This window comes from Rhizobium sp. WCS2018Hpa-16 (assembly GCF_031843705.1).
In the GTDB taxonomy this organism is placed as follows: Bacteria; Pseudomonadota; Alphaproteobacteria; order Rhizobiales; family Rhizobiaceae; genus Agrobacterium; species Agrobacterium tumefaciens_C.
This window is the reverse complement of sequence record NZ_JAVTIX010000001.1, coordinates 32066-58551: the sequence shown is the minus strand read 5'-3', so window position 1 is coordinate 58551 and position 26486 is coordinate 32066. Positions and strand designations below refer to the sequence as shown.

Here is a 26486-nt window from a genome sequence, read left to right as displayed (position 1 = left end):
CAGCGGAGTGGACCAACGGTAGGTCGTCAGGCTCATAACCTGAAGGTTGGTGGTTCAAATCCGCCCTCCGCAACCATTTTCTGGAGTGCCACCATGACCGTCTACGCCACACTTGCCGATCTTGAGGCACGCTTTCCAAACGAACTGACCTTGATCGCGGCAGACGAACAGACTGGCTTGCGCGATGACAACCGCATCGAAAAGGGCTTGGCAGATTCCGCGATCGAGATCCGCGCAATCCTCGCCGCCCGCTATTCTGCGGTCGAGCTCGCAGCGCTCGATCAGAACTCGCTGGAAGTCCTTCAGCTCTACACCATGGATATCGCGTTCTATCGCATTGCACTCGCCTTCTCTCGATCCACCGACAACATCAAAGAACGGTATGCCGCAGCAATAAAGCGGCTGGAAGCCATTGCGTCTGGCAAGGGTGCGCTGACGACGACCCTGACCGCGACTGGCGCCAGTGAGGCCTCCAACTCCGATATCGGCCAGAATGAAGTCATACTGGAAGCGCCGGAGCGGATGTTTACTCGTGAAAGGCTTGGTCGGATATGAACGGTCTTTCCATCTCGCTAGACACCGCCGACCTTCAGCGGGTCATCAAGCGGTTAGAACCGCTATTCGATTTCGATGGCACGGAACTGATGACCGCGATTGGTGCGATCGGCGACAGCCAGACGCGTCGACGCATTACCGAAGAGAAAACAGCGCCCGACGGCACCGCATGGAAACCCAACCATGCCGGAACGCCAATCCTCGTGGCGACCGGTCAGCACCTTCTATCGTCGCTCGCCTGGACGGCATCGGCCAATGAGGCCGAGTGGGGCGCGACATGGGAATACGCCCATGTTCACCAGGACGGCATGACGATCGTTCCCAAGAACGGAGAACATCTCGTCTTCCAGCTTGGCGATCGCACAGTGTTCGCCAAGGAGGTCACCATTCCCGCACGTCCATTTGTTGGACTGTCTAGCGAAAACGAACGTGAGATCGTTGACCTGGTCACCGATCATTTCGGGAGCTTGCTGCAATGATCCCTGCCAAGAATATTGAGACTTTGCTTGCCGAAGATCGCCTGCATGTGTTCCAGGGCGCGATCGCCGATCGGCTGAAGACACTCAACCCCGGCCTGACGATCGTGCGTCATCCTGGCAAGGTCGATGTTTCGGAGCTGCTTGCAAAAACCATCGTCACCGCACCAGGCGTTGGCATTGGCTGGAGCCGCATTCGTCAAGCCATGCTTGCGGATGGTTCCTTCAGCCTTGCCGTCGAGTGGACGGCTTATATCGTCGCCGAGGCGCGGCCGATCGCAGGCCGCCGTGTTGAAAAGGAAGCCATCGCGCTCGCAATCGGCACTCGCCTGCTCGAAATCCTTGGTGACGACGAAACGGCGCTGTGGGGTCTAGACGGCGTTCTTCCGCCCGAAGTGACGCCACCGCCAGAGTTGAAACCGTTGTTTACAGTTCGCGATGCGTCGCAGGGCATCGCCTATTATACCGTGACCTGGACACAGATCGCGGTCGATATCGGCAGCACCGCCCTCCCAACCGGTACCGGCGTCTATGACCAGGAAGAGGAGTGGATAAAGTTTGCAAGTGAAGCAACGCTCGACGCGATGCGCCCCTACGTGCCAGCCAAGCTTGAGCCAGACGATGCGTGATCCTGTCTCCCTGGAATTGCGCCGGCAGTTATCCCGCACCCAGAGTGCCGAGCGCCGCCTGGCGCAGACGGTGCTTTACGGCAAGGTTGTCGAAAAGGATGCTGGCAAGCGTCGCCTGCGGCTGAAACTTGGGACCTCGGCCAGCGGCAAGGACGTCCTTTCGCCATGGCTTCGCTGGCAGGAAGCAGGCGTCGGCGCTTTGTCGATCCACAGTGAGCCTTCAGTCGGCGAGCAAATGATCATGTTGTCGCCATCCGGGACGATCGGCACAGGCTCGATCGCCATGCGCGGCTCCTATGATCGCGACCATGCATCGCCATCGCAATCGTCCGACACGGCCGTAATTGTCGGCGGCGCTGGACGCATCGAGCTCGGCCCGAACGGCATCAAGCTGATCGGCGACATCTTCACCGAAGGCGGCACCCTGGAGCATGAGGGTGTCTACATCGGCAAAGACCACAAACACACCGAAGTCAGACGGGGCGGCGAGGTTTCCGGCCCACCAGAAAGTGAAGGATAGGTCCATGGCAAAGCCAACTCAGACAAACACCAGAGACGACAAGACAGCTCAGGCCGATGACGGCCGCGCCGAATACCAGATAACGAAAGACGCGCCGCTGCGTGTTGCCGGTCGGCGCGTCAAGGCGGGCGATAAGCTGCGCCTGACCGAAGATGAAGCACTTGCAGAACTGATCGCGCTCCATATCGAACCAACAAAAATCGCCTCTGAAGGCGCTTAAAACAACGCTTGAAAGGTCTTTGAGAATGGCAGGAGCATTGCGCATCCGATCGGGTATCGATGAGCGGACAGGTAAGGTTATTACCGGTCCCGCGCATCTTGCCCAGTCGCTCGGCAAGATTTGGCACACCCGTGTCGGAAGCCGCGTTATGCGGCTGACCTTTGGTGCCGACTTGCGCTCTCTGCTTTCCGAAGACCTCACACCGGCGATCGCACTGCTGCTTTATAACGAGATGGTCGCAACCGCTGCTCAATGGGAGCCGGAATACCGGATCAACCAGTTGCAGCTGGTGAAAATGACGGAAGGTGGTGCGCTTGGTGTGCGCCACGGCGGTTTGTATTTCCCAGAGGGCCGTTATGGCAACTTCGAAAAGGCTGTTGTGTTGGGCCTTGGCTCTGCCAATGTGGTGAGGTTCGCATGACCGCCCTGGAGACCTTGCCAAAGCCAGCCGTGCTCGAAGAATTCTCGCACGACGACATTACCGCCCGGCAGACCACGACCCTGAAAAACGTTTGGTCGAATGTTCGAGCGGCACACCCTAACGTCGATCTACCGGAATACGATGTCGAAATGCTCGACACCGATCCTGCCATGATTTCCAACCAGGCGGAGAGCTTCCGCGAGATCCTTTTACGCGCCCGGATCAATCAGGTCGCCAGATCAAGACTGCTGGCTTTTGCGGAAAAGTCTGACCTCGATCACCTTGCGGCGTTTTACGATGTCACTCGGATGGCAGGCGAGAACGATGAGCGGCTAAAAAAGCGTGTCATTCTCGCCATCCAAGGGCGGTCACCAGGCGGGACGGAAGCGCGTTACAAGTTCATCACCATGTCGGCCGACATTCGTGTCGAGGACGCCATCGTCTACACGGTTGGGAAAAGCCCTGTCATTAACGTGGCGATCTTCTCCAGCGACGTAAATGGTGTTGCCGATGCTGCATTGATTGCGACGGTCGATGCGGCTTTGCAAGACCCGTCAAAACGGATGGTCAACGACACGATTATTGTGCGAACAGCCGTCAGGACCATTGTCAATATTTCTGCTTCCATCTGGCTTCTTCCCGACGCCAGCCTGACGCTCCTCGAAACAATGAAAACAAACCTTCAAACAGAGTGGGCCGCAGTACGAGCACTTGGCCGCGATCTTGCCGTGACATGGTGGACGTCGAAGCTGATGCTGGAAGGTGTCCAAAAGATCGTGCCAGTTACTCCGATCGAGGATGTGATCGTATCGGCAGACGAGGCTGTGTCGATCGGCACGATCACGCTCGATTTCAAAGGGCGGTCTTTCTGATGGCACAAAGCCTGCTGCCTGGTAACTCCGGCCTGTTTGAGAAAGCGCTTGAGACTTCCTTTGCTCCTCGCTGGACAGTGCTTGGCGAAGGTACCGACGCAATTGCCTACGACAAGGTATCACCGCCCTCCGCGTTCCTACCGTTCGTCATTTGGGAATTCGGCCTCGGGGAACTGACGCCCTACGTGCCGAACCTCTATGACCTTCTGCAAGAGGGTATCCAGTGGCAACGCGTGCGCGGAACGTTTCTGGCCGTCCAACGCGGTTTGGCGTGGCTCGGCTACACAGCGGCGGTAGAACAGGCGTGGCATGGCCGCACATGGTGGAATAGCTACCAGCTCCGCTTCGACCGCCTGCCTGATCATGACGATCCCGATCTTGAGCGGATTGAAGGTATCACCACACTGTCAGTGCCGAAGCGGTCGCAACTTCGCCGCGGCGTTTTCCAGTACGATATCCCCGCGGCTGTCTGCGACTGGAAACGTCTTGATGCCACTCACCTTGACCGAGAAAGCGGCGTTACTGCTACGCCTGCCAACACGCTCTGGTCATTCGGTCGAACGACCGAAGTCTCGCACCTTCTGACGCAAGCCGAAGGACAGGCGCTCGGTATCTGGATTGATCCACCCGCAACGCAAGCGCTCAAATGGGCGGATATGCAGTTTCCATGGGTAACGGCAACATTTCCGTGGGCGTCCAATGCCACGGTGCAGCGCCAAAACCTGATGGCGACGTTTTTCAGAGGGCGGATCATCTATGCCGTTCTGAAAGACGAGGCGGGGGCTATCATCGGCTACCGGCGTTGCCGGGCGGTGCATCCCGTGGATGCCACATTCGATGGTCCCTACCGTTTTTCAGACCTTTCCTATGCGCCCGTCGCGGCACCCCGGCTGGTCTACATCGAGGCTATGACCGATTTCGGAGACGCGGAAAATGTCGTTGCGAAATCCATTTCCTTGCTGGTTGAACCTGTCCTTTCCGCTGGCATAGCGCCGGGCAGGCTCTGGCTTAATCCCGGCGAATTGTCGGGCGGCGTGCCCATCATCGCCACCGACATATCTGTCCCGCTGCGCGCCACGGTGCGCGAGCAATTCAAGTTTCTTGTGAGGTTCTAAATGGCTTTTGAACACGAAAGCGGTCTGCCGTTCGCTTATGATCGGTCCGTTGGAAAATCTGAACAGCAGGGTTTGGTCTATTATGGTGAGCGCCATTTTCTCCAAGCGCCCGAATTGAACGAACAGCAGACGATTGCTCGCGCCCGTCATAACCGCCTTGGCCGTCTGGTCGCCAAAGATGGTGACCGCATCGAACGGGCAGACGCCTTTGTCGATGTCGAGGCAAAGACAGTCACCCTGACGGCTGGCAGCATCTATGTGGCCGGTGATGTTTTCCCGGTTGGCGAAGCGGTATTGGCTAACGTCACCATGGCTGGCCGCGTGGATATCGGTGTGCGCCTTCGCAAGTCATTCGTAACCCATGAAACCGATCCGACCTTGCTAGGTATCGTACCGGGATCGGAAGCCGAAGGCGAGCCGGGTGCGGCCCGTGAGATTGCTTCCATCGTATGGGCACAGGCCAATGATGGCGGTGAAGGTGACTTTTATGCGGTCTACACGCTACAGGATGGCACGATCATCGACCAGCGCGGCCCGTCACTTCTGGAACCGGCCATGCAGGCGCTTGCTGATTATGACCGCGCTCACGGCCACTATGTCGTTTCAGGTTGCCGGGTGACAGCACTTGGCGCAAATGCTGGTGCGCAGGCGTTTTCCATCGAACAGGGTGAGGCGAATATCTCCGGCTTCAAACGCGTTCGCAATGCTGCTTTGCGGCTAGCCGAACCGCAGGAATGGGATGAATTTGCCATACCCGGCGAGACGGATATCTATCCGGGCGGTGCGTCCTACACCTACGAGGTCGATCAGTTCCCGATTGGCGTGATCAACTCGATCCTGCTGACCAAGGAAAAAACCGTCAACTTGGTGCGTGGTGCCGTTGCCAACGGGCAGGATGGTTTGCCAGATACCTCGATCATCGAAATCAAGTCCGTGGTGCAGGGCGGAACCACTTTCGCAAGCAACACCTACCTTCGCACAGGCAACACGGTAGACTGGGCACCGGCAGGTTCAGAACCTGCCGGTGGCTCAACCTATGTCGTCACCTATCGTTACCGCGCATCCGTGCAACCCACCGCCTATACGGATAAAACGATCACGGTTGCGGGCGGCGCGACGGGCGGCGACATCATCACGGCCTATACTGCCAAGATGCCGCGCATAGATCGCATCGGCCTGCAAAGGGACGGCTCGCCGGTCTATATCAGGGGTATCTCGGCGCGTTCCAATCCCGTGCCACCCATCGTGCCGGGCGATGTTTTGCCGCTGGCGAAGGTGTCGAATGACTGGATGGAAAAGCCGGTCGTTGAAAACGATGCGGTGCGCTCCATCCCGTATTCGGAAATCTGGCGTTACTTTAACCGTATCGTCGACCACGACAGACTTATCCAGTTGGAGCGCCTGAAAAGCGGGATCGACTCCCGCGAGCCGGTTGCGAAAAAGGGCGTCTTTGTCGATCCCTTCACAGACGACAGCTACCGCGATGCAGGGGCGGCGCAGACCGCTGCCATCGGCCTCGGTGTCTTCCAGTTGGCGATAACGCCGACCTTCTTCTATGCGACCCTGACGGCTCCTGTCATGCTCGACTATGTGGAAGAGGTGATTTCGTCGCAGGAGCTGAAAACCGCCTGTGAGCTGATCAACCCATACGCCAACTTCTCACCGCTTCCGGGCAGTATGAAACTGACGCCTGCGGTGGATTTCTGGACGGTCCAGCAGACACAATGGCTGTCAGCGCAAACGATCAACATGAATATGGGTGTGACCTTCGGAGGGCCGCTGCAAACAACCTCGGTTGCAGAGCAGCTTGTCGATCAGCGCTCCGAACAGGCCGAATTTCTACGGTCCATTCAGGTGGCTTTTGAAATCGATGGTTTCGGTGTTGGCGAAATTCTCGACGTGCTGACCTTTGACGGCATCAACGTCAAGCCAGCCGGTCAACAGCAGGGCAATGCCAGCGGCAAGATCAGTGGCACATTCACCATTCCGGCCAATGTGACGGCGGGAACAAAGGCAATGTATGCCAAGGGCCGCGCCAATACCGAAGCCAGCGCCATGTTCACAGGACAAGGCATCATTGAAACCGACATCATGCGGCGCGTCACGACCATCCAGACATGGACGCAAATGCAGATCGTTGGCACCCAGAATGGCGGTCGTGGGGGTGGGTTCGGCGGAAGCGACCAAGGCGGTCATGATGTCGATCCGCAGGCACAAATGTTTAGCGTGTCGGAGCCGCGCCAGATCATCGGCGTTGACTTCTTCCTTTGCAAGATTGGCAACACGGCCAACGGGCTGCTGATCGAGCAGGTTACGACCGATAATGGCTATCCGACCACGGACGTGCAGGCGCAAACCTTCCTGCCAATGACCGGCGCTGTCGAGGGCTGGAAGGGAGCGCGCTATCGCATGCCGGTTACGACCCTACCGGATCGTCGCTCGGCCTTTGTCATCAAGACTGACGACAACGTGCATTCCGTCAGTCTGGCAAAGCTTGGTGGCTTCGACGCTGATCTGCAAAAGTTTGTATCCTCGCACCCTTATGTCGTGGGTCCACGCTTTTCCTCGGTCAACGCCATCACCTGGACTGCGCACCAAGACGAGGCGCTGACCTTCCGTCTGGTTGCGGCCAAGTATACGGCCACGACAAAGGTTGTTGCCCTTGGCACGGTCAACCTCGTCCAGTGCTCGGATTTGCAAATCCGGGCGGCGGTCGAGCTGCCGAGTGCGGAATGCTCTGTCGTGTTCGAAGTGGTGCGCAATAACGGCACGATCTACCGCCTGTCGCCTTTCCAAGTCTTGCAGTTGACGGAATACCTTACGGAAACCGTCACACTGCGGGCGGTGCTGAAGGGAACGGAAAAGCTGTCTCCGATCCTGTTTGCGCCGGTGGAAATCATTGCGGGCAAAATAGCGCAGGAAGCCACCTACATCACACGGTCCATGTCGCTCGGTACTGCCGTACGTCTGACCGCGTACCTGAAAACCTACATGCCATCGGGTTCTAGCTTTGCGCTTGCCTATTCCATTGCAGGCGGCGCTTGGCAGAACTTGCCCCTGAAGACAACGGACGCGCTGGCATTCCCGCTCTGGACTGAAAAGACCTACGAGGCCACCCCCCTGACGGGCGACACCGTGCGTCTGAGAATAACAGCGACGGGCGGTCCTGCTGCCCGCGTCATGGCTGGTGACTTCGGCGCTGGCATATTTTGAGGGTAAAACATGAGCACCACAGCTAATCTCAATCTGCCTCTGCCAGACCCGAGTGCCAATGTTGACGACGAATTCTATCGACTTCAGCAAACGATGGAATTGCTGGACGCATTGATATTTGCCTTGCAAACAGCGGTCGCCGGGAAGGCGGCTGTTTCTCATACCCATACGCAAGCACAGGTGACAGGACTTGTGACGGCGCTGGCCAATAAGATGGATGCCAACAAGACGTTCAAGCTGATTGACCTTGTCGATGTTCTCGGGGTTTCGGATGCCGCCGCTGGCTATCTTCTGCAAAAGACAACAACCGGCTTTGGTTTCGCGTCAGCAGCGGCAGTTATTGGAAATCATCAACACACTACGGCTGATATCGTTGGCCTTACCGCTCTCATTCAGCAGAACATTGCGGCTCTGGTCAACTCTTCGCCAGCAACGCTTGACACCTTGAGCGAGCTGGCAGCAGCCATTGGCAATAATCCAAACTTTGCCACCACAATGACAAACGCTCTCGCCGCGAAATTGGCGACGGCTGGCGGAACTATGACCGGACCGCTGGGGCTGCATAGCACCTGGGGGACCAATGCGATCCAAAATGGCACGGGCGATAACGCCAACTATACAACCTTCAACTTCGCACTCCGAGGTTGGTATGGCATGGGAATGGTTAGCCATTCCGATGGCTCCGTGATGGGATATTACGATTTCCGTGGGGGCTGGTGGGATGTAAAGGGCGGGTTCAAGGTCAACGGCAACGCCGTGCCGCACGCGGGCAACAAAGCTACCGCCGCTGAGATCACGTCAGGTGCAGCGAACAAGTTCCCAGACGCAGTGGCGGTGCGCGACGCCATCGCCGCGAATGCCCCGCAGCTATTCTCTGGCGCATATACACAAGTGGCTCTGGCACGAGCGACGCCACGGCAGAATACGACAGGTAAGCCTCTGTTTGTCTCTATCGTGCACGTAGGGTCATCGGGCTGGGCACCTGACATCATTCTTCAAGCAGGGTCGCCCGGTGGTGGTTACAATACGATAGCCAAGAATAACGGCTCAAGCACAGGTAGTGGCTATTCTGCTACTTGCAGCGGCATCATTTCGCCGGGCGAATATTACCAGTACAACAATACGGCTGGTCTCGGGTTCACCGGCTATACGGTATGGGAAAAGTCATAATGTCCTCACATGGGTTTTACCACCCGACCCACGGGTACTGGGAAACGACAGGCGAGCCATCGCAAGAAATCTTGGACGCTTACCCCGAAGGTACAGTTGAGTACCCAATGAAGCCGGGAGACGACTACCGTCCGATGGACGGGGGCTGGCAGTACGTTGAGCCAGAACCTGTGCCAGTGGTGATGACGCCTGTCACCCGCCGCCAGTTGCGTTTGACGCTTGTGCGCAACGGCATCTCTCTCGCCAATGTCGAGGCTTTAATCGCCAGCATGCCGGAAGGGATGCAGAAGGATGAAGCAAAGATCGAATGGGAAGATGCTCAAACGTTCGAGCGAAACCATCCGACCTTGCTTATCATCGCCCAAGCGCTCGAATTGACGCCTGCCCGGGTGGATGAAATGTGGCTTGAGGCCATGGCGGCATGAAACCCGGCATGGACAGGCGCAGAAAAATACGTCATCAAATGTAGATTAAGCCAAATTTGGAGGTTCTAAATGTACCGGGCTGACACCTGTCAGCCCGGGATTTTGGCGTGTTGGAACTAGCGTCCGAAGCTGACAATCATCAGCCCCGGGGACCGCTAATGTCTGGCACTACGGATTTCGTCGGCGTTCGCCGGTTTTCCAATCTCACTTCGACTGTCGCAAAGATCGACACACGCGACAGCACGGTTGTCGGTATGGTGCTTCCAGCACCCACCGCTGACAACGCAGCTTTTCCAATCGGCGAACCCGTTAAGCTGAAGCTCGATGACATCGAGCAGATCGCCAAGCTTGGAACTGGCGTGGCGCGTGACGCCGTAGATCAAATCCTGTCCGAAGGCATTGTGACCGATATTGCTTTCGTTCGTGCCCAGCATTCCACGCTGACCGATCCCGCAGCCAAACTTGAAGCGGAAACTAACTCCATCGTCGGCTCTGCGGGTGCAAAGACCGGCATGTACGCGCTCCTCGATGCTAAGAGCGAACTGAAGATCGAGCCGGGCCTTATCATTGCGCCTGGCTACATGTCCGCCCGTATCGGCGGCGTCGCCAACGCGGTCGCCGCCGCCGCTCGCACTGTTGCCGACCGCATCATTGACTGCTTGGTGATTGCCGACGCACCGTCCAGCTCGCCTGAAGCTGCGATCACCTGGGCAGAGGACTTCAAAACCGCGCTCAACGTTGTGGCGGTATATCCGCAGGCCGTGGTCAATCTCGGCAGCGGCAACGTCGTGCGGGCACTGTCACCTCACTTCGCCGGTGCAACGGTCAGGCGAGATAAGGAAACCGGCGGACCATATAAGGCAGCATGGAACCGGCCCTTAAGGGGCGTTCTGGGACCATCTCTTCCTGTCGGCTACACGGACGGTGATATCTCGTCTGAAGCAAATCGGCTTGCCCAGGCGGGTATTGGCACCATTATCGAGGGCAATCTGCTTTGGGCTCCCTTCACAACAGCCAGCGACCCCACCGTCAATAGCTGGCGCTCGATCAAGAAAATCCGCACCCGTCGCGCTGTCGAAAAGGCTATGCTGCGCCCGGTCCGTCAGTATCTTTCTGAAGACATCACGCCACACATGGTGACGCTGATCTATCGTGCGGCCGATCAGTTCCTCGCAGATCTCGTCACCCTCGGCGCCATCATCGACTATGAACTGATCTGGGCGAAGGCTCTGAACTCTGCCGCAACGCTTGAGGCCGGTGCGCTGCGCGTCAAGATGCGCTGGGCCGAAACGCCTGATCTCATCGATCTCCAGCTGTATGACGAGCCCATGCCGGAGGCTTTCAACATACTGGAAGCGGCCATCGCCTCCGCGCTTTCATCGCTCGGTAATTCCAACATCCGCGTCACCGCCTAAGGAAATCTCATATGGATCGCATCATTCGCGGATCGAACTGGTATTGCGGCGAAATCAATCAGCGCCTGCGTATCGATGAAACCACGCTACCGGCTCTCTCCCGCGAGATGGTGCCGATCGTAATGGGTGGCGGCTGGTTCGGATTTGAAATCCCCGCTGAAATCCAGCCGCTCACCTGTGAGATGTCCGTAAATGGCGTTCATGAAGATCTCAAAGGGCGCTTTGGTCGTGAGCCCGGCGACTGGACAACGATTGCCTACTATGAGGCGCTGTTGAACGTCTTTCCGGCCAATTCTACTGGTGAAACCTCAACCGGCTCTGCACCGCAGCTGAAGGGCCGCGCGGTCATCTTGAAAGGCCTTTTGAACGGCTATGAGCAGGGCGGCGTGAAGGGTCAGAAGTCGTCGGCCGCAACGAAGCTGCGCTGGTCAAGCATTGTCCTCTATCAGGACATGATGGACGGCAAGGTTGTTCATAAGTTCGACATTCAAAACAACGTCCTGATCATCGACGGCGTCAACTACACGGCTGAATATAACAGCCTGATTTCAGCATAGGGCGGGACCGATGAAGACTGACAGCGAAACTCTGACCGCCCGCGTGGCGGTCCCTTCGTCGAAAACAGATTCCTCGGCCGTTCAATTTGAGGAAATCCCATTGCCGCCTCGCGAGCTTTGGGAAGACGGTGACACGGCGGCGGCAATCGAGCCAACACCAGTTGCACCAACTGAGGAACCAGCACCTGCAGCGGATGTTCTTGATTTCGTCACGAGCACGCACGAATTATCAGTCCCGCTGAAGCACGCTTTCCGGATGGATGGGAAAGTGGTCGACAAGATCGTTGTAAAGCGTCTGACCCTCGGTCAGGTGGACGCCTTCGTTCGCAGAGCTGCGTCCGCTTCGTTTTCCACCTTCGACATTTACGCGGTCATGACCGGCATGCCAGCGTCGGTATTGCGAGGCCTTGTTGATGAGGACGGCGACGCGGTCGTTGATGCGGCCTACGATTTTTTGCCCCGCGCACTGAAAGCGGAGAGCGCATCCCCGGCGACGTGACGCGCTGGCGTACTTACGTGTCTCATGTCGCGGCGTACCTCAACACGCCGCTTCCGTCCGTCCAGGCCATGTGGTGGGATGAACTGCTTCTCTGGAACCACGAGGCGAGACGCATCCACACAGAAAGTTTCGGCCTACTGGCCAGCCTCTTGATCCGGAAATGACGATGGACGTTTCTCTTCGCCTGCGACTTCAGTATCAGTCTCGTGAGGCAAAACTTGCCAAGCGCGATCTGCATGAGTTGGGCGACGAAGCGAAGAAACTCGGCCAGGTCAAAGGTGGCAAGCTGGATGCCGGATTGCGCGATATCCGCCGCGAGGCAGACAGGGGCGAAAAGGCCGTCAGCAACCTCAACAGAGAGGCGCGTAAACTCGGAAACGTCAACACTACGACTGCGGTTCGCAATCTTCAGAACCTTGACCAGGCAGGCCGGAAAGCTGCGGGCGGCGTTAGACAGGCCCATGATAAAATGCGCGACATCAGTCGCTTAAATGGAGCCGGTTTCGAAAGAATGGCAGCTCCAGCGGGCCGGTTGAACGGGGCTTTGTCTGCGATGGGCCCCAGCGCTGCCGGAGCATTTGCAGGCCTTGCGGCTTTTGCATCAGTGGAAAACATCCTTCGCGGCTTAGAGCAAATGGCGGGCAAATTCCGCGATCTCAATCGCGAAATAGCATCGGTCGCCGTGACGGCGGAGACCCGCACGCCCGAAGCTATTGAAAAGATCGGTCAGTCAAACACAAAGCTCTCTCTGCGTTACGGCATAGGCGCAAGCCAAGTGAACGACGCTCGAAAGACCTATGCGGCCGCAGGCATCGGCCTCGATCAGCAGGAATCAGTTCTAGATCCGACGCTAAAAGCTGCGAAAGCGGGCGACAGTACAGGCGAAACTATTGGCAGTGCGGTGATTGCTCTCCAACAGAACCTGGGCGTGAAAGACGCTGATGTTGGTGCCGCGCTGGACATGATGGCGAAAGGTACAAAGCTTGGCTCTTTCGAAGTCGATGCCATGGCGAAGAACTTTCCCAAACTTGCCACCCTCTACGCTAGCACCGGCCGATCAGGTCTCGATGCCACGGCCGAGCTGGTTGCTCTTGCCCAAATCGTCCGCATGGGGGCCGGTACGCAGGACCAGGCGTCGACCAATCTTGAGAACATTTTGGCTAAGCTCTCTTCCCCTGACACGGTGAAAAACTTCGATGAAAAGGGAGTGGATATCGAAGCGATAAAGAAGCGTTCAGAGAAAAACGGAACGCCCTACATGCTCGATCTTGTCGATACCGTCATGAAAATCACCGATGGCAACGAATTTCGAATTGGCGAACTATTTGGCGATATGCAAGCCAAACAAGCCCTCCTTCCTCTCATTAATTTCCGCGATAAATATACCGAGTTCTTGAAGGAAATCCGTTCGAACTCGGCCGGAACGGTTAACGAGGACTACGAATTTCTGCGCAGCCTTCCGAAAGAGCGCGCCGATCGGCGTGATGCCGCAATGTCCGACGCAGGCACGAATGCGGGTGCCTGGTGGGATAAGGTTTCAAGTCCAATTAAAGACTGGTTTGCCCGCCTCGTGAACCCGTCCTACGCACGCGAGGAAAATGCCTATGCCGATCAAAAGGCCTTAAAAGACACAGATATTGATGGACTTGAATCGTATCTCGCCGACCGCCAAAAGAAGCTCGCCAATATGCCCGCAGCCAGAGGCGACGTTGACACTTTAGCCGGGGCAAAGCTTTTTCTAGCGAATGAAATTTTGGACCTCAAAAGCCAATTGGATGCGGCCAGAAACGCGCAGGGCAATGGTGACCTCGGCAAATCGACCGGCAAAATTCCAGTGCCGCTCGATAAGCCACTGTCCGGTGATCTTTCCAGTGCGGCCGAAAAGTCGATGCAAGGCTACAACGCAGCGCTTGCGACTGAAGGCAACAAGGCCGCTGGTGAGGCCCAGTCAATTGCCGATCGCATTCGGGCAGCGCTTGATTTCACCGTGTCGCCGACGATTTCTCCAAAGGTCGCTCCATCAGCGCCCGCAGCTGCGCCAACTGGCGAACAACATTCCGCGCTCCAGCAGTCGAGCAACGTGCGGCTGACGCAGAACATCTCGTCGCCCAACCCTAAGCTGGCGGCGATCCGCTCGCGCCGAGAGCAAAGCCGGGCTATTCAGCAGGCACAGGCGCGTACCCTCTACGATTTAGGAGTGAAGCCCGCATGAGTGTGTTTCGCGAAACCGGTGCGTTGCTCTCGATCGGAGGCGCAATCCTCTACACGATCGGTCTAAATCCCCAGCGTGTCGGCTATGCGTCCAGCGCGAGGTTCGCCGCACACCCGACACAGGGCGGGCTTGCCTATCAGAAAACCGGCGCAGACGCCGAGACGCTCACGATCGAGGCGACAACCTTCCCGCATGTGTTCGGTGGCCTGGACGCCTTTGCCATATTGAAAGCCCATCATCGTTCGCAGGCCGTAGTTCCGTTCATCCGTCTACGAGGCAACTACCTCGGGGAATCGTCCGGGCTATGCGTCATCGAAACACTTGATGGTGATGAAGAGCGGCTGCACCCGATCGATGGCATCGGCCGACAGATGGATGTCACCATCGGCCTCATCATGTTGCCGCAGAGCGCTGGCCTATCATCGGCGATCAACCTCTCCAGTCTGACCGGACTTTTGGGAGGCTTTCTCTAATGCGTTATACCGTAGCCTATGGCGGCGAGCGTCTCGATCGGATCGCACAGAAAACACTCCAGACCGAGCGTGAGGGGACTGTTGAAGCCATCTTGAATGCCAATCCCGAGTTGGCCGCGTTGGGCTACCAGGGCATGCTCCCGGCCGGAACAATCATCACAATCCCGGAAAACTTCGTTGCCAAACCAGCGACCTCCTTCACTCTGGCATGGGAGTAGGTCCGCGATGAGAAAAGCTATCGTTCGCGTGATTGGACAGACTGGTAACGATCTCATTCCGGGATGGAAATCCACGCTTGAGAGCGTCACGTTCACAGACAATGAAGGCGGAGAAGCTGACGAGCTGGAAATGGTTTTCATGGTCGCACCGCCGTTCCAAAAACCGCCTGAAAAGGGGACGCGATACAGTCTCGAATACGGATGGTCCGAAGGCGCTATGCGCAACGCCGGTGTCTTCACGTTTCAGTCCGCAAGTTTGAATAAGTCGGCCGGTGATGGCTGGACGATGTCGATTACGGCTCGCAGCGCCGACTTCGTGGACGCGGACAAATCTTCTGACACCGAGCATTTCGAGAGCACCACAGCCGGGGCAGTATTTGAGAAGCTTGCCAAGGAAGCGGGGAAATCAGCTGTCATCGATGGCGACATTTCGAAGATCGAAATCCCGTATCGGCTTCGGTTCGGTCAATCATCCCTCGGCTTTGCGCAAAGCCTCGCTGACGAGATCGGTGGCAGTCTGAAGCTTGCCGGTGGCAAATGGATCGTCGCGGCCAAAGGTGCCTCACGCACGGCCTCTGGCAAGGCAATTCCTCCTCTTGTCGTCGCCCTGGACGCGGTCATCGACTGCGGCCTGTCCACTGAAGGCAGGCCCGATTACGCCACCGTCGAGAGCGGCTACTTCGATGACGAAGCCGGACGATGGGTGACCGAACAAACGGTAGGCAAGGGCAAGTCATCACGCACGGCAGTTATGCATCCGTCTGCCTCGGCCGGTGAGGCGAAAATCCGTGGCAGCGCCGAGGTAACCGATCTTACCCGCGCCTCGATCACTGGAAGTCTGACCGTTGAGGGAGATGTGAACGCCATGGCAGGCGCTCCGCTTTCACTTCCGGGTTTCGGGGAATGGGCGGGCAGCGATCTGACGGCTGGCACCTTGTCCCACAGCTTCACCTTCGACGAAAACGGCGGCTGGCTAATGACAATCGAAATCGCGGCGAAGAAACAGTAAAAGGAGCTTCAAATGACTGCGGAAGTCAAAGGCATCGTATGCGCTAAAAATCAATGGACCGCCCTATCCGTAGGCAAGGCCAATGTCCTGGCTGTTGTTCGCGAATTTGGCGATGGAAAGGTTGTTCTCGCAGCCGCACCGCCGCAGAGCGTTACCCCCTCAACCGACTTCCTGACTCTCAACGAAAACCGTCCGGTGAGCCTGCATTTCAGCGACACAACGACAAATGTATATGTGTGGCCGGTCAGTGAAAATCTGGTGGTCGAGGTAGTACGCGAATGATTCGGCTTGGCTTTGGAAATCGGGCCTTTTCGAGCGGAAACGGTAGTCTCGCGGCTGTGTTCGGGCAAGTTAGAGCGAATGCGGGACCTTCTATCCCAGGCATTCCTGTCCTCCCAAACGCTGCGCTGCTGGCTGCTCTTCCCGCAGATCCGCTGATTGCAGAAATCGGCGGTTCCCGCGAGCGCCAGAATGGAGAGGGGGCAGCGGGACAGGTTCGCACCATGTCCATGGGACAGCTGATGTGGGCTCGTATGCAGGGGCAGAATTTTCGCGCCTCGTTCTATTACGATGCTGCCGGACAATCTAGGTTGAACGGTCTTGTCTTCGCGCAGGATGGCGAGGGCTTCATTCAGATGAAGCAGCGAGTTCCAAAGATTTTGGCGTCAGACGTGCATCTCGTTATCGTGGCTTTGTCTTCCAACTCGGTACAATTCAACAACCCTGACGGATCGACATTCTCCGTTGATGGCTACTTGAACCTTGTCAAACCGATGATCCTCGCCCTGATCGCAGGCGGTAAGGCGGTCGCGGTGAAAGAGCTTTGGGAGCGCGGCACGAATGCTGGTGGGCCTTGGCTTGCCGGGAACGCGCCTCGTCTGTTGATCCCGGCCATCAACGCAGCAATGAAGACATGGTGCCGGGACAACGGTATTCCATTTATCGAAGTCCGCTCGACATTCGTTGATCTGGCATCCGCTAGTAAAGAGCCGGTCGCTGCGCTTGTCCGCCCTGACATGACCCACCTTTCCACCCTTGGCGGCAAGGCCATGGGCGACATTTACCTGGCCGCTCTTGGGCCTTACCTCAAAGCGGTACCGGCCCGTGATCTATTGACGGGCAACCTTGTCGGCAATGCCGCCATGAACGGAGCAAGCGGCACAGTTGGCGCAGGGGTGACAGGCCAAGCGCCCGACAACCATACGGTTGCTCGAACCGGCGCAACAACAGCAACGGTATCGTCAGCGGTTGTTGTCAAGGATGGCAAGCGGGGGACAGAAGTAACCATTGATACGTCAACCATGACGGCAGCGACGGCTGAAGGCTTCACGCTCACTCCAGCGGCAGTCACAGTCGTTCCCGGCAAGTGGTATGTGCCAAAGGTCCGCTTCGAGGTCGATGCGTTCAACGGCTGGCTGGGCGCTCCTCAGATCCGGTCAACGACTGGTGCTAACTCCTCCATCGGAATGGGGGCAGCGAATAGCGGGGGGACGACTGAAACGGCTGTCTCAACCGCTGTTCTTCCCGGTCCTGCCGTAGCATATTCTGGTGTCGTCGAAGGCATGCCGTCACAGGCAACAACAACGAGCGCCAGCATCTATGCGGCCATGTACTTTGCTCCGGGTAGCGGCATAGCCAAGATCCGGTTCACGGAAATCGCCTTGCAGGAAGTGCCCGACCCGTCGCTATCCCTGTACGACGAGACGAGCAACACGCCGCTGACATTCACATCCTCTGCCACGATGACGACACCCGAGGAGCAGCCCTTCGCAACCGTCGTCACCGTGTCGAGACCGGCTTCATTCAGCCTGTCTGGACCGAGTGCGGCCCTGTTCGCCATCGATCAATATGGCAACTTGACAGCAGGGGCTTTCGATGCGGACGGGGGAGGCTCGAACGTCTACAATTTCACCATCACGGCCAAGCCCTACAACTTGTCTTTGCCGTCTGTTAGCCAGAACGTCACGCTCACCGTCACCAACATTGACGATGGCTATACGGACTTGTTTACCGGCACCAATGGCACGGACTTGGCCGACTACTCGGCCAACTGGACGCGGGTTGGCGGAGCCTCCGGCGCGATCACGATCAACACCAACGCGGCAATCAACAACTCGGTCGGCGGTGCTCTTCCGATCACCGCGTACCTTGCTCCTCAACAGGGCGACACACGGTATCAGCAAATACGCTATGTCCCTGTCGGGGCCGCGTCAGTTGGTTTGCGTCATGCTATTCTTGTGCAGGACGAAGCCAACTCGCTGTATGTGGTGCAGGGGTCCGGGGTTCCGCAAGTCCAACGCTTAAACGCTGGAACGCCAAGCACTCTGCTAGCGACAGTGCCGTATAAGGCTATCGCGAACAACGACGAGATCATCGCCAACCTATACAAAGACGGCGCAAACGACGTCGTCCAGGTGCTGCAAAACGGCGTTGAGATCGGATCTGTGAATGTCAACGGCATCCTTCCGGCCGCTCGACGATCGGGCTTGGTCAGCAACGTGTCATCTGGTTCCGGCAACCGCGCCGACAGGTGGAACAACCGCGTATCGGCTGGCAAGATTGCTTCCAAGGTCGGCCTGAAGGCTCTCACCATGACGCCTTTGACCGGCGTTGCTGGACCAGCTTACGCCGGGGCGCTGGGCAACCGAACGACAAACTCGAACATCTCTGTGACCGTGACAAAAGGCGGGGTGATCCAAACCGACTGGATCGCGGATGGAGATTTCATCCGAGGCCCTGCAATCCTTCCCGGAGAAGCCTTCGTCGTCAGCGTTACAGAGAACTTCAACGGAGCGGTTTTCGATGGGCGTGTGACAGTCTTCAACGTTGTGGGTTGATGAGGCCCCCCAAGTCTATCGGCTCACAAGCCCGCGTACGCGGCGGCCAAGAGTGACGACGGCACAGATGCCGTCTCAAAGGGCTTTACGGGGGACTTAAAGGCTCTTTGACAGGGCTGTTGCAAAACTCACAATTTGCAAAACGTGCTGTCAAATTTGCAAAACCGCGCTACAGGGTACATTCGGACCAAGAGTTCGAAAATGTCATTATCCAATTCGAACTCCATGTTGCGAAGGCTATCAGAGGTCTATTTGAAACTGGCGCAAATATTGGCTACTGGCTTGCACCACGACGTGACATAAGGCGTTAAATTTCAATTTAACACCTAGACCAAACGTATCGAAGTCGTTGAGGAAATAAATGGTAGCGGGAGAGGGACTTGAACCCCCGACACGCGGATTATGATTCCGCTGCTCTAACCACCTGAGCTACCCCGCCACAGAGGGACATGACAGTTTTGTAACTGGCTTGTCCATCAGGATGAGCGGCTTATAAGGTGCCGCTCCCGTTAGTGTCAAGCGTAAGATGCGCAAAAATTCTGCTTTCCACGCTGTCGCTTGAAGCCTTGTTGGTGTCAGGCCGCAACCTGGTTCTGAAGCAGCGCCTTTAGCGATGCTTCCGCCTCGGGCGAACGTTCCGAACGCTCGATGAAGCCGCCGCCATAGACGCGCGCGTCGGCACCGGGGGCTGAGTAGAGCACGCAGGCCTGACCTGGCGCCACACCGGCCTCACCAATGGCGAGATCGACATAGATGCCACGCTCATCCGCATGCAGCACGGCCTCGCTTGGTGGCCGCGTGGAGCGAACCTTGGCGAAGCAGGAGAAACCTTCTCTCGCATCATCCAGCAATGGGTTGTCGCCAAGCCAGTTCATGTCACGCAGATACACGCGGTGCGTTTCCAACGCCTCACGCGGGCCAACGATAACACGGCGGCTGCGCGCATCGAGATAAACGACATAAAGCGGTTCGCCAGTGGCCACGCCAATGCCGCGCCGCTGGCCAATCGTATAATGTACGATGCCGTCATGGCTGCCTAGCACACGGCCATCCAGATGCACGATATCGCCCACCAGCGCCGCGTTCGGCTTCAGCTTGTTGATGATCTCGGTATATTTGCCCTGCGGCACGAAACAGATGTCCTGGCTGTCTGCCTTCTTGGCGACGACAAGGCCCATCTCTTCGGCCAGCTCACGTGTCTCAGCCTTGGAAAGGCCTCCCAGCGGAAAGCGCAGATAATCGATCTGTGCCTGCGTGGTGGCAAACAGGAACCAGCTCTGGTCCCGGTCGCTGTCAATGGGGCGATAAAGCGCCCGCCGGTTGGGATGGCCCGGGACCGGGTTCAAGCGTGAGCGGATGTAATGTCCGGTTGCCAGCGCATCCGCGCCCAACTCCTGCGCCGTTGCCAGGAGATCGGCGAACTTGACCGTCTGGTTGCAGGCAACGCAGGGCACAGGCGTTTCACCCATGGCATAGGCTTCGGCAAAGGGGTTGATGACGGTTTCGCGGAAACGCGCTTCGTAATCGAGCACATAGTGCGGAATGCCAAGCGTTTCGCACACGCGGCGCGCATCGTCGATATCCTGCCCTGCGCAACAGGAACCTGCCCTGTGAACGGCGGCTCCATGATCGTAAAGCTGAAGCGTAATGCCAAGGACATCATAGCCCTCGCGCTTGAGAATGCCTGCCACCACCGAGGAGTCGACACCACCGGACATGGCAACAACAATGCGGGTGTCTTCCGGCTTCTTATCAAAGTCGAGCGTGTTCACGTGTTTTTCCAATCGTCAGTCATACCGGGGTTCAAGGCCCCGCCGCCTGTCGTATCCGGCTTGGCAAAGGCAGGCTCCATGACCCAACCCCGCTCAACATCCAGATTTTTCACGCCTGCATATAGAAAGAAATGAGCAAACACGCAAGTAGAGGGCGACATGGCCGCCCTCTCCGCACCAAGACCTCGATTGATTGGCTCAGGCGCCAGCGGTTTTCTGGCCACTGCCAATCCACTTGTCGCGCTCTCGCCACAGGGCTGGAAGAGAGAGCATCGCAACGCCCACCAGCGCGATAACCGTCTTTTCGATCTGCGTCAGTTCAGCGGTGCGGCCATCCAGATAGTAGATGCCGTAGACAATCGCCACGTGCCAGACATAGACCTGCAGGGAGTGGCGACCCAGAAGCTGCAGGAACCGCAGCGACAGAACCCAGATAACGGCAGCAGCGGCTTTCTGCACCAGTTGATTGTGGTGCTTAGGGCCAGCAATCAGCAACCATGTCAGACCCACGGCCACAGCCAGGAAGTTGATGAGGTACACGGGGCCGAAGTCGGCACGGATTTCCATCGTGGAGAACTTGCCGAGCATGAATTCCGGCATCAGGTTCCACGCGGTCGCGATGCGCAGCGGAACGAAGAACAGGCAGACCAGCAGCGCTGCTTTGGCAATCCAGCTGCGTTGCGGCGAGAAAATCTTCGTCCATGCAATCTTGTTCTGCGCCGTCATGGCACCCATCACCAGCGCTGAGTAGAACACCAGCTGCCAGCCAAACAGGTTGAAGCTGACGCGGATACCCTGCTCGTCAGCACCCTTTACAAGTTCATTCACGGGTGCCGTAAACAGTTGCTGCAAGCCAAGCTGGCCGGCCATCCAGACAAGCAGCGAACCCGCAACGACATAGGCCCATTTCCCATCCAGGCACAGCTTCACCAGCAGCGGCGCAAACACCATGTAGACGATGTATTGCGGCAGAATATCCATGAAGGTGGGCTGGAACAGGAAGGTAGCGATGGCAGCCAGACGAAGCGGATCGTCAAACGATGTCATGCCCAGCCAGTTGTACCAGATATAGGGCGCGTGCGGAATGACCATGCGGGCAAACAACACGGCGATCACAAGACCCATGGCGTATTTGTAAAGCTCCAGCGCCCGGCTCCAGATCATGTCACGACCGGCTTCATAGCCGTACTTCATCATCTTGCGTGCATAGACCATGCCGATCAGCAGGCCAGACAGGAACACGAAGCCCTGAGCATCCTCAACGAAAGCCAGCTGGCGGTGATTGATCTCCATCAGCCATAGACCGCCAGCAAAGACGAGGTGGTTGATAAGCATGAAAACGAGGAAATAACCGCGCATTCCGTCGATCAGGTCGAAGCGTTTCATCGTGATTGCTCTCCATACTCGCAGGAACCTTTTGAGCCAAGGTCGCCTGATCCGAATGACAGGATGGTTCTTGGGGCACCATCCAAACCTGGATCGAGAACGCGGCTTCCAAGCTAGGGTTCCGCCCAAAATGGCGGTTTGCTGTCCGCGTCCGTGTCACATTGCCGTGTCCCGGTCTGGTTAACGGCCCCTGACTGAACGCTGGATGAATGGAAAAAGGCCATTGCGTGGAAGAACTGCGGCAAGCAGAATCAATGGCTTGGCGCTCAAGGCGCTACATTCCCTGCCCTGTAAGGCGTTTGCAAAAGATATGGCCGGTGCGGGAGACACCCGCACCGGCCATAATCATTGTCAGTATATTTTAAGATGCTCAGGCAGCTTCCTGGATCGCGGCAACCTGCCACTCGGTCTTGCCGGAGCGAACAAATGTCCACAGCTCGACCGATTCTTCTGGCTTGTTCTCGTCGCCCTGAACGATCTTGCCGGTGTTTCGGTCGCGCATCACGTCGATAGCGGAATAGCGCATAGCGACCGTCGCAAAATCCTTGCCCTCTTCGTGCCAGGCCTCTGCAACATCACCCTGCAACAGCGTCACATCGCGCACATCGTTCTTCACGCCGCTGGTTGCGTTGTCGCTCAGTTCCTCGGCCAGATAGGACATGGCTTCCGGTGTGGTCAGCTTGCGAAGCGTGCCGTAGTCTTCGGCAGCATAAGCGGACTGCACATTCTGAAGCGTCTGCTGGAATGTTTCGAGATCTGCCTGCGTCACGCCAATCTCGTCACCCTGCGACATGGCATTTTCATGCGGTGTAGCCTTTGGCGCGGCAGATGCCGCTGTAGCCACACCCGCAGCAACGCCCGCCTTGGAACCCATCTGCGGGATCTTGAAGCCGCCCAGCCCACTCTGGTTATTCTGCGGGGCAGAATAATCGTTGCGTGCGGAATTGTTGCCGGCACCACCAAAAGCTGGCTGGCCCTGACGACGGGACTTGAAGAAGCGCATGGCGAGCATGACAAGGCCACCAATCAGAAGACCCTGGATCAGAAGACCGAAGAAACCGGCCATGCCGCCGAAGCCGCCGCCCATAAGCATGCCGAACAGGCCACCCATCAGCAAACCACCCATGAGACCGCCCATCATGCCACCAAGCATACCGCGGCTCTGCGGAGCCGCCTGTGCGTTCGGTCGTGCTGGCTGGGCTGCGCCCGGCTGCGTCGCCTGGTTGGTGTTGGGCGTCATGCTGCGGTTAATCGGTGCCGACTGGCCCGGCGCAGTGTTTGTTGTCGGTGGCGCGGAAAAGGTGCGTGTGCCGCGGCTGCCGAACCCGCCACTGGCGCGTCTTGCCTCAGCCATATCGACAGCAATGAACGATACGGCAATTCCCAATGCCGCAACCGCAAACAAACCCCTAAAGCGCCTAATGGCAGCAAACATCATCTTCTCCTGTTGCACCGCCCTCCCAATGAGCGGATCTTGAAATGCGATATAGCAACTATGGATCATCATTTTTAGACACATGGCATAAAATTTTTCGTGATATGCAACCATAGGTAAGTATTTGATCGAAAATACAAAAAAACCGGCACAGGATTTCTCCTGCGCCGGGTGATGATGGCAATCGAAAAGCGCGAGGACTTAGTCGATGTTGAAGGACAGCGACTTGACCTGACGGATGGCAGGATTGGCGCGCAGCTTGTCCAGCACCGTTTCAGAAACAGGACCATCGACATAGAGAAGCGCGATGGCGTCGCCGCTTTCCTTTTCACGACCCAGCTGGAAGTTGGCGATGTTAACGCCCGCTTCGCCCAGCGTCATGCCCATGAAGCCGATCATGCCGGGAACGTCGGTGTTGGTGATGTAGATCATGTGCTGACCGACATCGGCATCCATGTTGATGTTCTTGATCTGGATGAAACGTGCCTTGCCATCCGAAAACACCGTTCCGGCAACCGAGCGGATCTGGTTCTCGGTCTTGACGGTCAGCTTGATGAAGCCGTCGTAAACGCCGGTCTTGTCGCGCTTGACTTCGGAAAGGATAATGCCCTTTTCCTTGATCATGATAGGCGCAGAAACCATGTTCACGTCAGACACTTGCGGGCGAATGAGACCGGCGAGAAGAGCCGATGTCAACGCCTTGGTGTTCATGTTGGCGGTTGCGCCATCATAAAGGATTTCGATTTCCTTCGTAGCGCTTTCCTGCACCTGGCCCACGAAAGAACCAAGAACGTCAGCCAGCTTGATGAAAGGCTTCAGGCGTGGCGCTTCGTCAGCGGTAATGGACGGCATGTTGATGGCGTTGGAAACGGCACCCTTGACGAGGTAATCCGACATCTGCTCGGCGACCTGAAGCGCAACATTTTCCTGTGCTTCCGTGGTGGATGCACCCAGATGCGGCGTGCACACGACGTTCGGCAAGCCGAACAGCGGGCTTTCGGTCGCGGGCTCAACCTCAAACACGTCAAAACCGGCACCGGCAACATGGCCGGATTTGATGGCGGCAGCAAGAGCTGCCTCATCCACCAGACCACCACGGGCGCAGTTGATGATGCGAACGCCAGGCTTGGTCTTGGCAAGGTTTTCAGCGCCGAGAATGCCGCGTGTCTTGTCGGTCATAGGAACATGCAGCGTGATGAAATCGGCCTGAGCCAACAGTTCGTCCAGTTCAACCTTGGTCACGCCCATTTCCTGCGCACGCTCTGGCGAAAGGAAGGGGTCATAGGCCAGAACATTCATCTTGAGGCCAAGCGCACGCGAGCAGACGATGCCGCCAATGTTGCCAGCACCGATAACGCCGAGCGTCTTGCCGGTGATTTCAACACCCATGAACTTCGATTTTTCCCACTTGCCGGCCTGCGTGGAGGCGTCAGCAGCTGGCAGCTGCCGGGCAACGGCAAACATCAGCGCAATGGCGTGTTCGGCAGTCGTGATGGAGTTGCCGAATGGCGTGTTCATGACGATGATACCGCGACGCGAGGCCGCTGGAATATCGACATTGTCGACGCCAATACCGGCGCGACCGATGACCTTCAGATTGGTCGCTGCTTCGATCAGCTTTTCCGTTGCCTTGGTGGCAGAGCGAATGGCAAGACCATCATAATTGCCAATGATTTCGGCCAGCTTGTCCTTGTCCTTGCCAAGCTTTGGCTGGAAATCGACTTCGACGCCGCGATCGCGGAAAATCTGGACGGCGGTTTCCGACAGTTCGTCAGATACGAGTACGCGAGGTGCCATTGTGTGGGCTCCTTGAAAAGGGTTCAGTCTTGAAAGCGAAAATGCGCGGCCCTGCCGTGGCAGGGCCGGATAAAATCAGACAGCAGCCTTGAAGGTCGCAGCCTTCTGCGTTTCGAATGCCCATTTGAGCCAAGGCATGACGGCTTTCATATCAGCCGTTTCGATGGTTGCACCGGCCCAGATGCGAAGACCGGATGGGGCATCGCGGTAAGCACCGATGTCCAGAGCCACGTTTTCCTTTTCGAGAAGGGACACCATGCCCTTGGCGAAATCGGCCTGCGCGGCGGCGTCGAGCGCTGCAACATCCTTGCAGACGATCTTGAGGCAAACGGACGTGTTGGAGCGCGTTTCGTCCACAACGGCCAGATTGGCAATCCAATTATGCTCGGCCACGAAGTCGAAAATGATCTGGGCATTGGCATCGGCACGCGCCATCAGCGCCTTGAGGCCACCGAGATCTTTGGCCCAGAGCAACGCATCGATATAGTCTTCGACGCAGAGCATGGATGGTGTGTTGATCGTCTCGCCGGTGAAGATACCTTCAATCAGCTTGCCGCCCGAAGTCATGCGGAAAATCTTCGGCAAAGGCCATGCCGGTGCGTAAGACAGCAGACGCTCCACAGCGCGTGGCGACAGGATGATGACGCCATGGCCACCCTCGCCGCCCAGAACCTTCTGCCAGGAGAAGGTCACAACATCGAGCTTGGAGAAGTCCATGTCCTGCGCAAATGCGGAAGAGGTCGCATCGCAAATGGTAAGACCCTTGCGGTCTGCGGGAATGAAATCGGCGTTTGGAACGCGAACACCCGATGTGGTGCCGTTCCAAGTGAAGACCACGTCACGGTCGAAATCGATAGTGGAAAGGTCAGGGAGAAGGCCGTAATCGGCTTCAATCTTGCGAACGTCCTTGAGCTTCAGCTGCTTGACGACATCGGTCACCCAACCGGCACCGAAGCTTTCCCAGGCAACCATGTCCACGCCACGTTCACCAAGCAACGACCAAAGCGCCATTTCAACAGCGCCGGTGTCAGATGCAGGAACGATACCGATGCGGTAATCGGCTGGAACATTCAAAACTTCGCGGGTGAGATCAATGGCCTGCTTCAGCTTGGCTTTGCCAACTTTGGCGCGGTGCGAGCGACCAAGAGGTGCGTCGCTCAAGGCTTCCAGCGACCAACCGGGGCGCTTGGAGCAAGGACCAGAAGAGAAATGCGTATTGTTCGGACGGGTGTCCGGCTTCACTATATCTGTCATTTGACT

Annotated in this window: 26 protein-coding genes and 2 tRNA genes; 21 read left to right on the top strand and 7 right to left on the bottom strand. The window is 57.3% G+C overall.

Annotated features, from left to right (window positions below):
* Window position 1 precedes the first annotated feature (1 nt).
* From RQI55_RS00295 to RQI55_RS00195, 21 genes are all read left to right on the top strand, one after another.
* Window positions 2-76 (top strand) — tRNA-Met (locus RQI55_RS00295).
* Between the two features lie 17 nt (window positions 77-93).
* Window positions 94-555 carry a DUF1320 domain-containing protein gene (locus tag RQI55_RS00290; protein ID WP_311272381.1) on the top strand — a complete coding sequence of 154 codons (462 nt, stop codon included), beginning with the start codon at window positions 94-96 and terminating at the stop codon, window positions 553-555.
* A complete protein-coding gene (locus tag RQI55_RS00285; protein WP_311272382.1) occupies window positions 552-1034 on the top strand; it encodes a phage virion morphogenesis protein in 483 nt (160 codons plus the stop codon). Before RQI55_RS00290 ends, RQI55_RS00285 begins: the two co-directional genes overlap by 4 nt.
* Window positions 1031-1660 (top strand): hypothetical protein, encoded by a 630-nt coding sequence (locus tag RQI55_RS00280; RefSeq protein WP_311272383.1) that lies wholly within the window; start codon window positions 1031-1033, stop codon window positions 1658-1660. Before RQI55_RS00285 ends, RQI55_RS00280 begins: the two co-directional genes overlap by 4 nt.
* Window positions 1653-2180 carry a phage baseplate assembly protein V gene (locus RQI55_RS00275; protein WP_311272384.1) on the top strand — a complete coding sequence of 176 codons (528 nt, stop codon included), beginning with the start codon at window positions 1653-1655 and terminating at the stop codon, window positions 2178-2180. Before RQI55_RS00280 ends, RQI55_RS00275 begins: the two co-directional genes overlap by 8 nt.
* 4 nt (window positions 2181-2184) lie before the next feature.
* Window positions 2185-2400 carry a hypothetical protein gene (locus RQI55_RS00270; protein WP_311272385.1) on the top strand — a complete coding sequence of 72 codons (216 nt, stop codon included), beginning with the start codon at window positions 2185-2187 and terminating at the stop codon, window positions 2398-2400.
* Between the two features lie 25 nt (window positions 2401-2425).
* The gene (locus tag RQI55_RS00265) at window positions 2426-2821 is read left to right on the top strand and encodes a GPW/gp25 family protein (RefSeq protein ID WP_311272386.1); all 396 of its coding nucleotides are present in this window, start codon (window positions 2426-2428) and stop codon (window positions 2819-2821) included.
* Entirely contained in the window at window positions 2818-3693 is an 876-nt protein-coding gene (locus tag RQI55_RS00260; RefSeq protein WP_311272387.1) for a baseplate J/gp47 family protein, read from the top strand. The genes RQI55_RS00265 and RQI55_RS00260 overlap by 4 nt, the downstream gene beginning before the upstream one ends.
* Window positions 3693-4808, top strand: a complete 1116-nt coding sequence (locus RQI55_RS00255) for a phage tail protein (RefSeq protein WP_311272388.1) — start codon at window positions 3693-3695, stop codon at window positions 4806-4808. The genes RQI55_RS00260 and RQI55_RS00255 overlap by 1 nt, the downstream gene beginning before the upstream one ends.
* A complete protein-coding gene (locus tag RQI55_RS00250) occupies window positions 4809-8021 on the top strand; it encodes a DUF4815 domain-containing protein (protein WP_311272389.1) in 3213 nt (1070 codons plus the stop codon).
* A gap of 9 nt (window positions 8022-8030) precedes the next feature.
* A complete protein-coding gene (locus RQI55_RS00245; RefSeq protein WP_311272390.1) occupies window positions 8031-9191 on the top strand; it encodes a hypothetical protein in 1161 nt (386 codons plus the stop codon).
* Entirely contained in the window at window positions 9191-9616 is a 426-nt protein-coding gene (locus tag RQI55_RS00240; RefSeq protein ID WP_311272391.1) for a hypothetical protein, read from the top strand. Before RQI55_RS00245 ends, RQI55_RS00240 begins: the two co-directional genes overlap by 1 nt.
* Before the next feature lie 158 nt (window positions 9617-9774).
* On the top strand, window positions 9775-11031 hold the full coding sequence (locus tag RQI55_RS00235) for a phage tail sheath family protein (protein WP_311272392.1): 1257 nt from the start codon (window positions 9775-9777) through the stop codon (window positions 11029-11031).
* An 11-nt stretch (window positions 11032-11042) separates the two neighbouring features.
* Window positions 11043-11588: a phage major tail tube protein gene (locus tag RQI55_RS00230; RefSeq protein ID WP_311272393.1), complete on the top strand. Its 546-nt coding sequence runs from the start codon at window positions 11043-11045 to the stop codon at window positions 11586-11588.
* 10 nt (window positions 11589-11598) lie between these two features.
* Window positions 11599-12087, top strand: a complete 489-nt coding sequence (locus RQI55_RS00225; RefSeq protein ID WP_311272394.1) for a hypothetical protein — start codon at window positions 11599-11601, stop codon at window positions 12085-12087.
* A gap of 241 nt (window positions 12088-12328) precedes the next feature.
* A complete protein-coding gene (locus tag RQI55_RS00220; protein WP_311272395.1) occupies window positions 12329-14299 on the top strand; it encodes a phage tail tape measure protein in 1971 nt (656 codons plus the stop codon).
* Entirely contained in the window at window positions 14296-14772 is a 477-nt protein-coding gene (locus RQI55_RS00215; protein WP_311272396.1) for a phage tail protein, read from the top strand. Before RQI55_RS00220 ends, RQI55_RS00215 begins: the two co-directional genes overlap by 4 nt.
* Entirely contained in the window at window positions 14772-14990 is a 219-nt protein-coding gene (locus RQI55_RS00210) for a tail protein X (protein WP_311272397.1), read from the top strand. The genes RQI55_RS00215 and RQI55_RS00210 overlap by 1 nt, the downstream gene beginning before the upstream one ends.
* Window positions 14991-14997: 7 nt before the next feature.
* Window positions 14998-15999: a hypothetical protein gene (locus RQI55_RS00205; protein WP_311272398.1), complete on the top strand. Its 1002-nt coding sequence runs from the start codon at window positions 14998-15000 to the stop codon at window positions 15997-15999.
* 12 nt (window positions 16000-16011) lie between these two features.
* The gene (locus tag RQI55_RS00200) at window positions 16012-16281 is read left to right on the top strand and encodes a hypothetical protein (RefSeq protein WP_311272399.1); all 270 of its coding nucleotides are present in this window, start codon (window positions 16012-16014) and stop codon (window positions 16279-16281) included.
* A complete protein-coding gene (locus RQI55_RS00195) occupies window positions 16278-18836 on the top strand; it encodes an SGNH/GDSL hydrolase family protein (RefSeq protein WP_311272400.1) in 2559 nt (852 codons plus the stop codon). Before RQI55_RS00200 ends, RQI55_RS00195 begins: the two co-directional genes overlap by 4 nt.
* Before the next feature lie 362 nt (window positions 18837-19198).
* Here RQI55_RS00195 and RQI55_RS00190 read toward each other — a convergent pair.
* The 7 genes from RQI55_RS00190 to RQI55_RS00160 form a co-directional block, all read right to left on the bottom strand.
* A tRNA-Met gene (locus RQI55_RS00190) sits at window positions 19199-19275 on the bottom strand.
* Window positions 19276-19411: 136 nt separating this feature from the next.
* Window positions 19412-20608, bottom strand: a complete 1197-nt coding sequence (mnmA, locus tag RQI55_RS00185; protein ID WP_243255151.1) for a tRNA 2-thiouridine(34) synthase MnmA — start codon at window positions 20606-20608, stop codon at window positions 19412-19414.
* Window positions 20605-20769 (bottom strand): hypothetical protein, encoded by a 165-nt coding sequence (locus RQI55_RS00180; RefSeq protein ID WP_243255150.1) that lies wholly within the window; start codon window positions 20767-20769, stop codon window positions 20605-20607. Before RQI55_RS00180 ends, mnmA begins: the two co-directional genes overlap by 4 nt.
* 37 nt (window positions 20770-20806) lie before the next feature.
* Window positions 20807-21994, bottom strand: coding sequence for an OpgC family protein (locus RQI55_RS00175; protein ID WP_243255149.1), 1188 nt, complete (start codon window positions 21992-21994; stop codon window positions 20807-20809).
* Window positions 21995-22364: 370 nt separating this feature from the next.
* Window positions 22365-23429, bottom strand: a complete 1065-nt coding sequence (locus tag RQI55_RS00170) for a Tim44 domain-containing protein (RefSeq protein WP_243255148.1) — start codon at window positions 23427-23429, stop codon at window positions 22365-22367.
* Window positions 23430-23630: 201 nt separating this feature from the next.
* Window positions 23631-25226, bottom strand: a complete 1596-nt coding sequence (serA, locus tag RQI55_RS00165) for a phosphoglycerate dehydrogenase (RefSeq protein WP_042617508.1) — start codon at window positions 25224-25226, stop codon at window positions 23631-23633.
* A 75-nt stretch (window positions 25227-25301) separates the two neighbouring features.
* Window positions 25302-26480 (bottom strand): phosphoserine transaminase, encoded by a 1179-nt coding sequence (locus RQI55_RS00160; RefSeq protein WP_243255147.1) that lies wholly within the window; start codon window positions 26478-26480, stop codon window positions 25302-25304.
* Window positions 26481-26486: the final 6 nt, after the last annotated feature.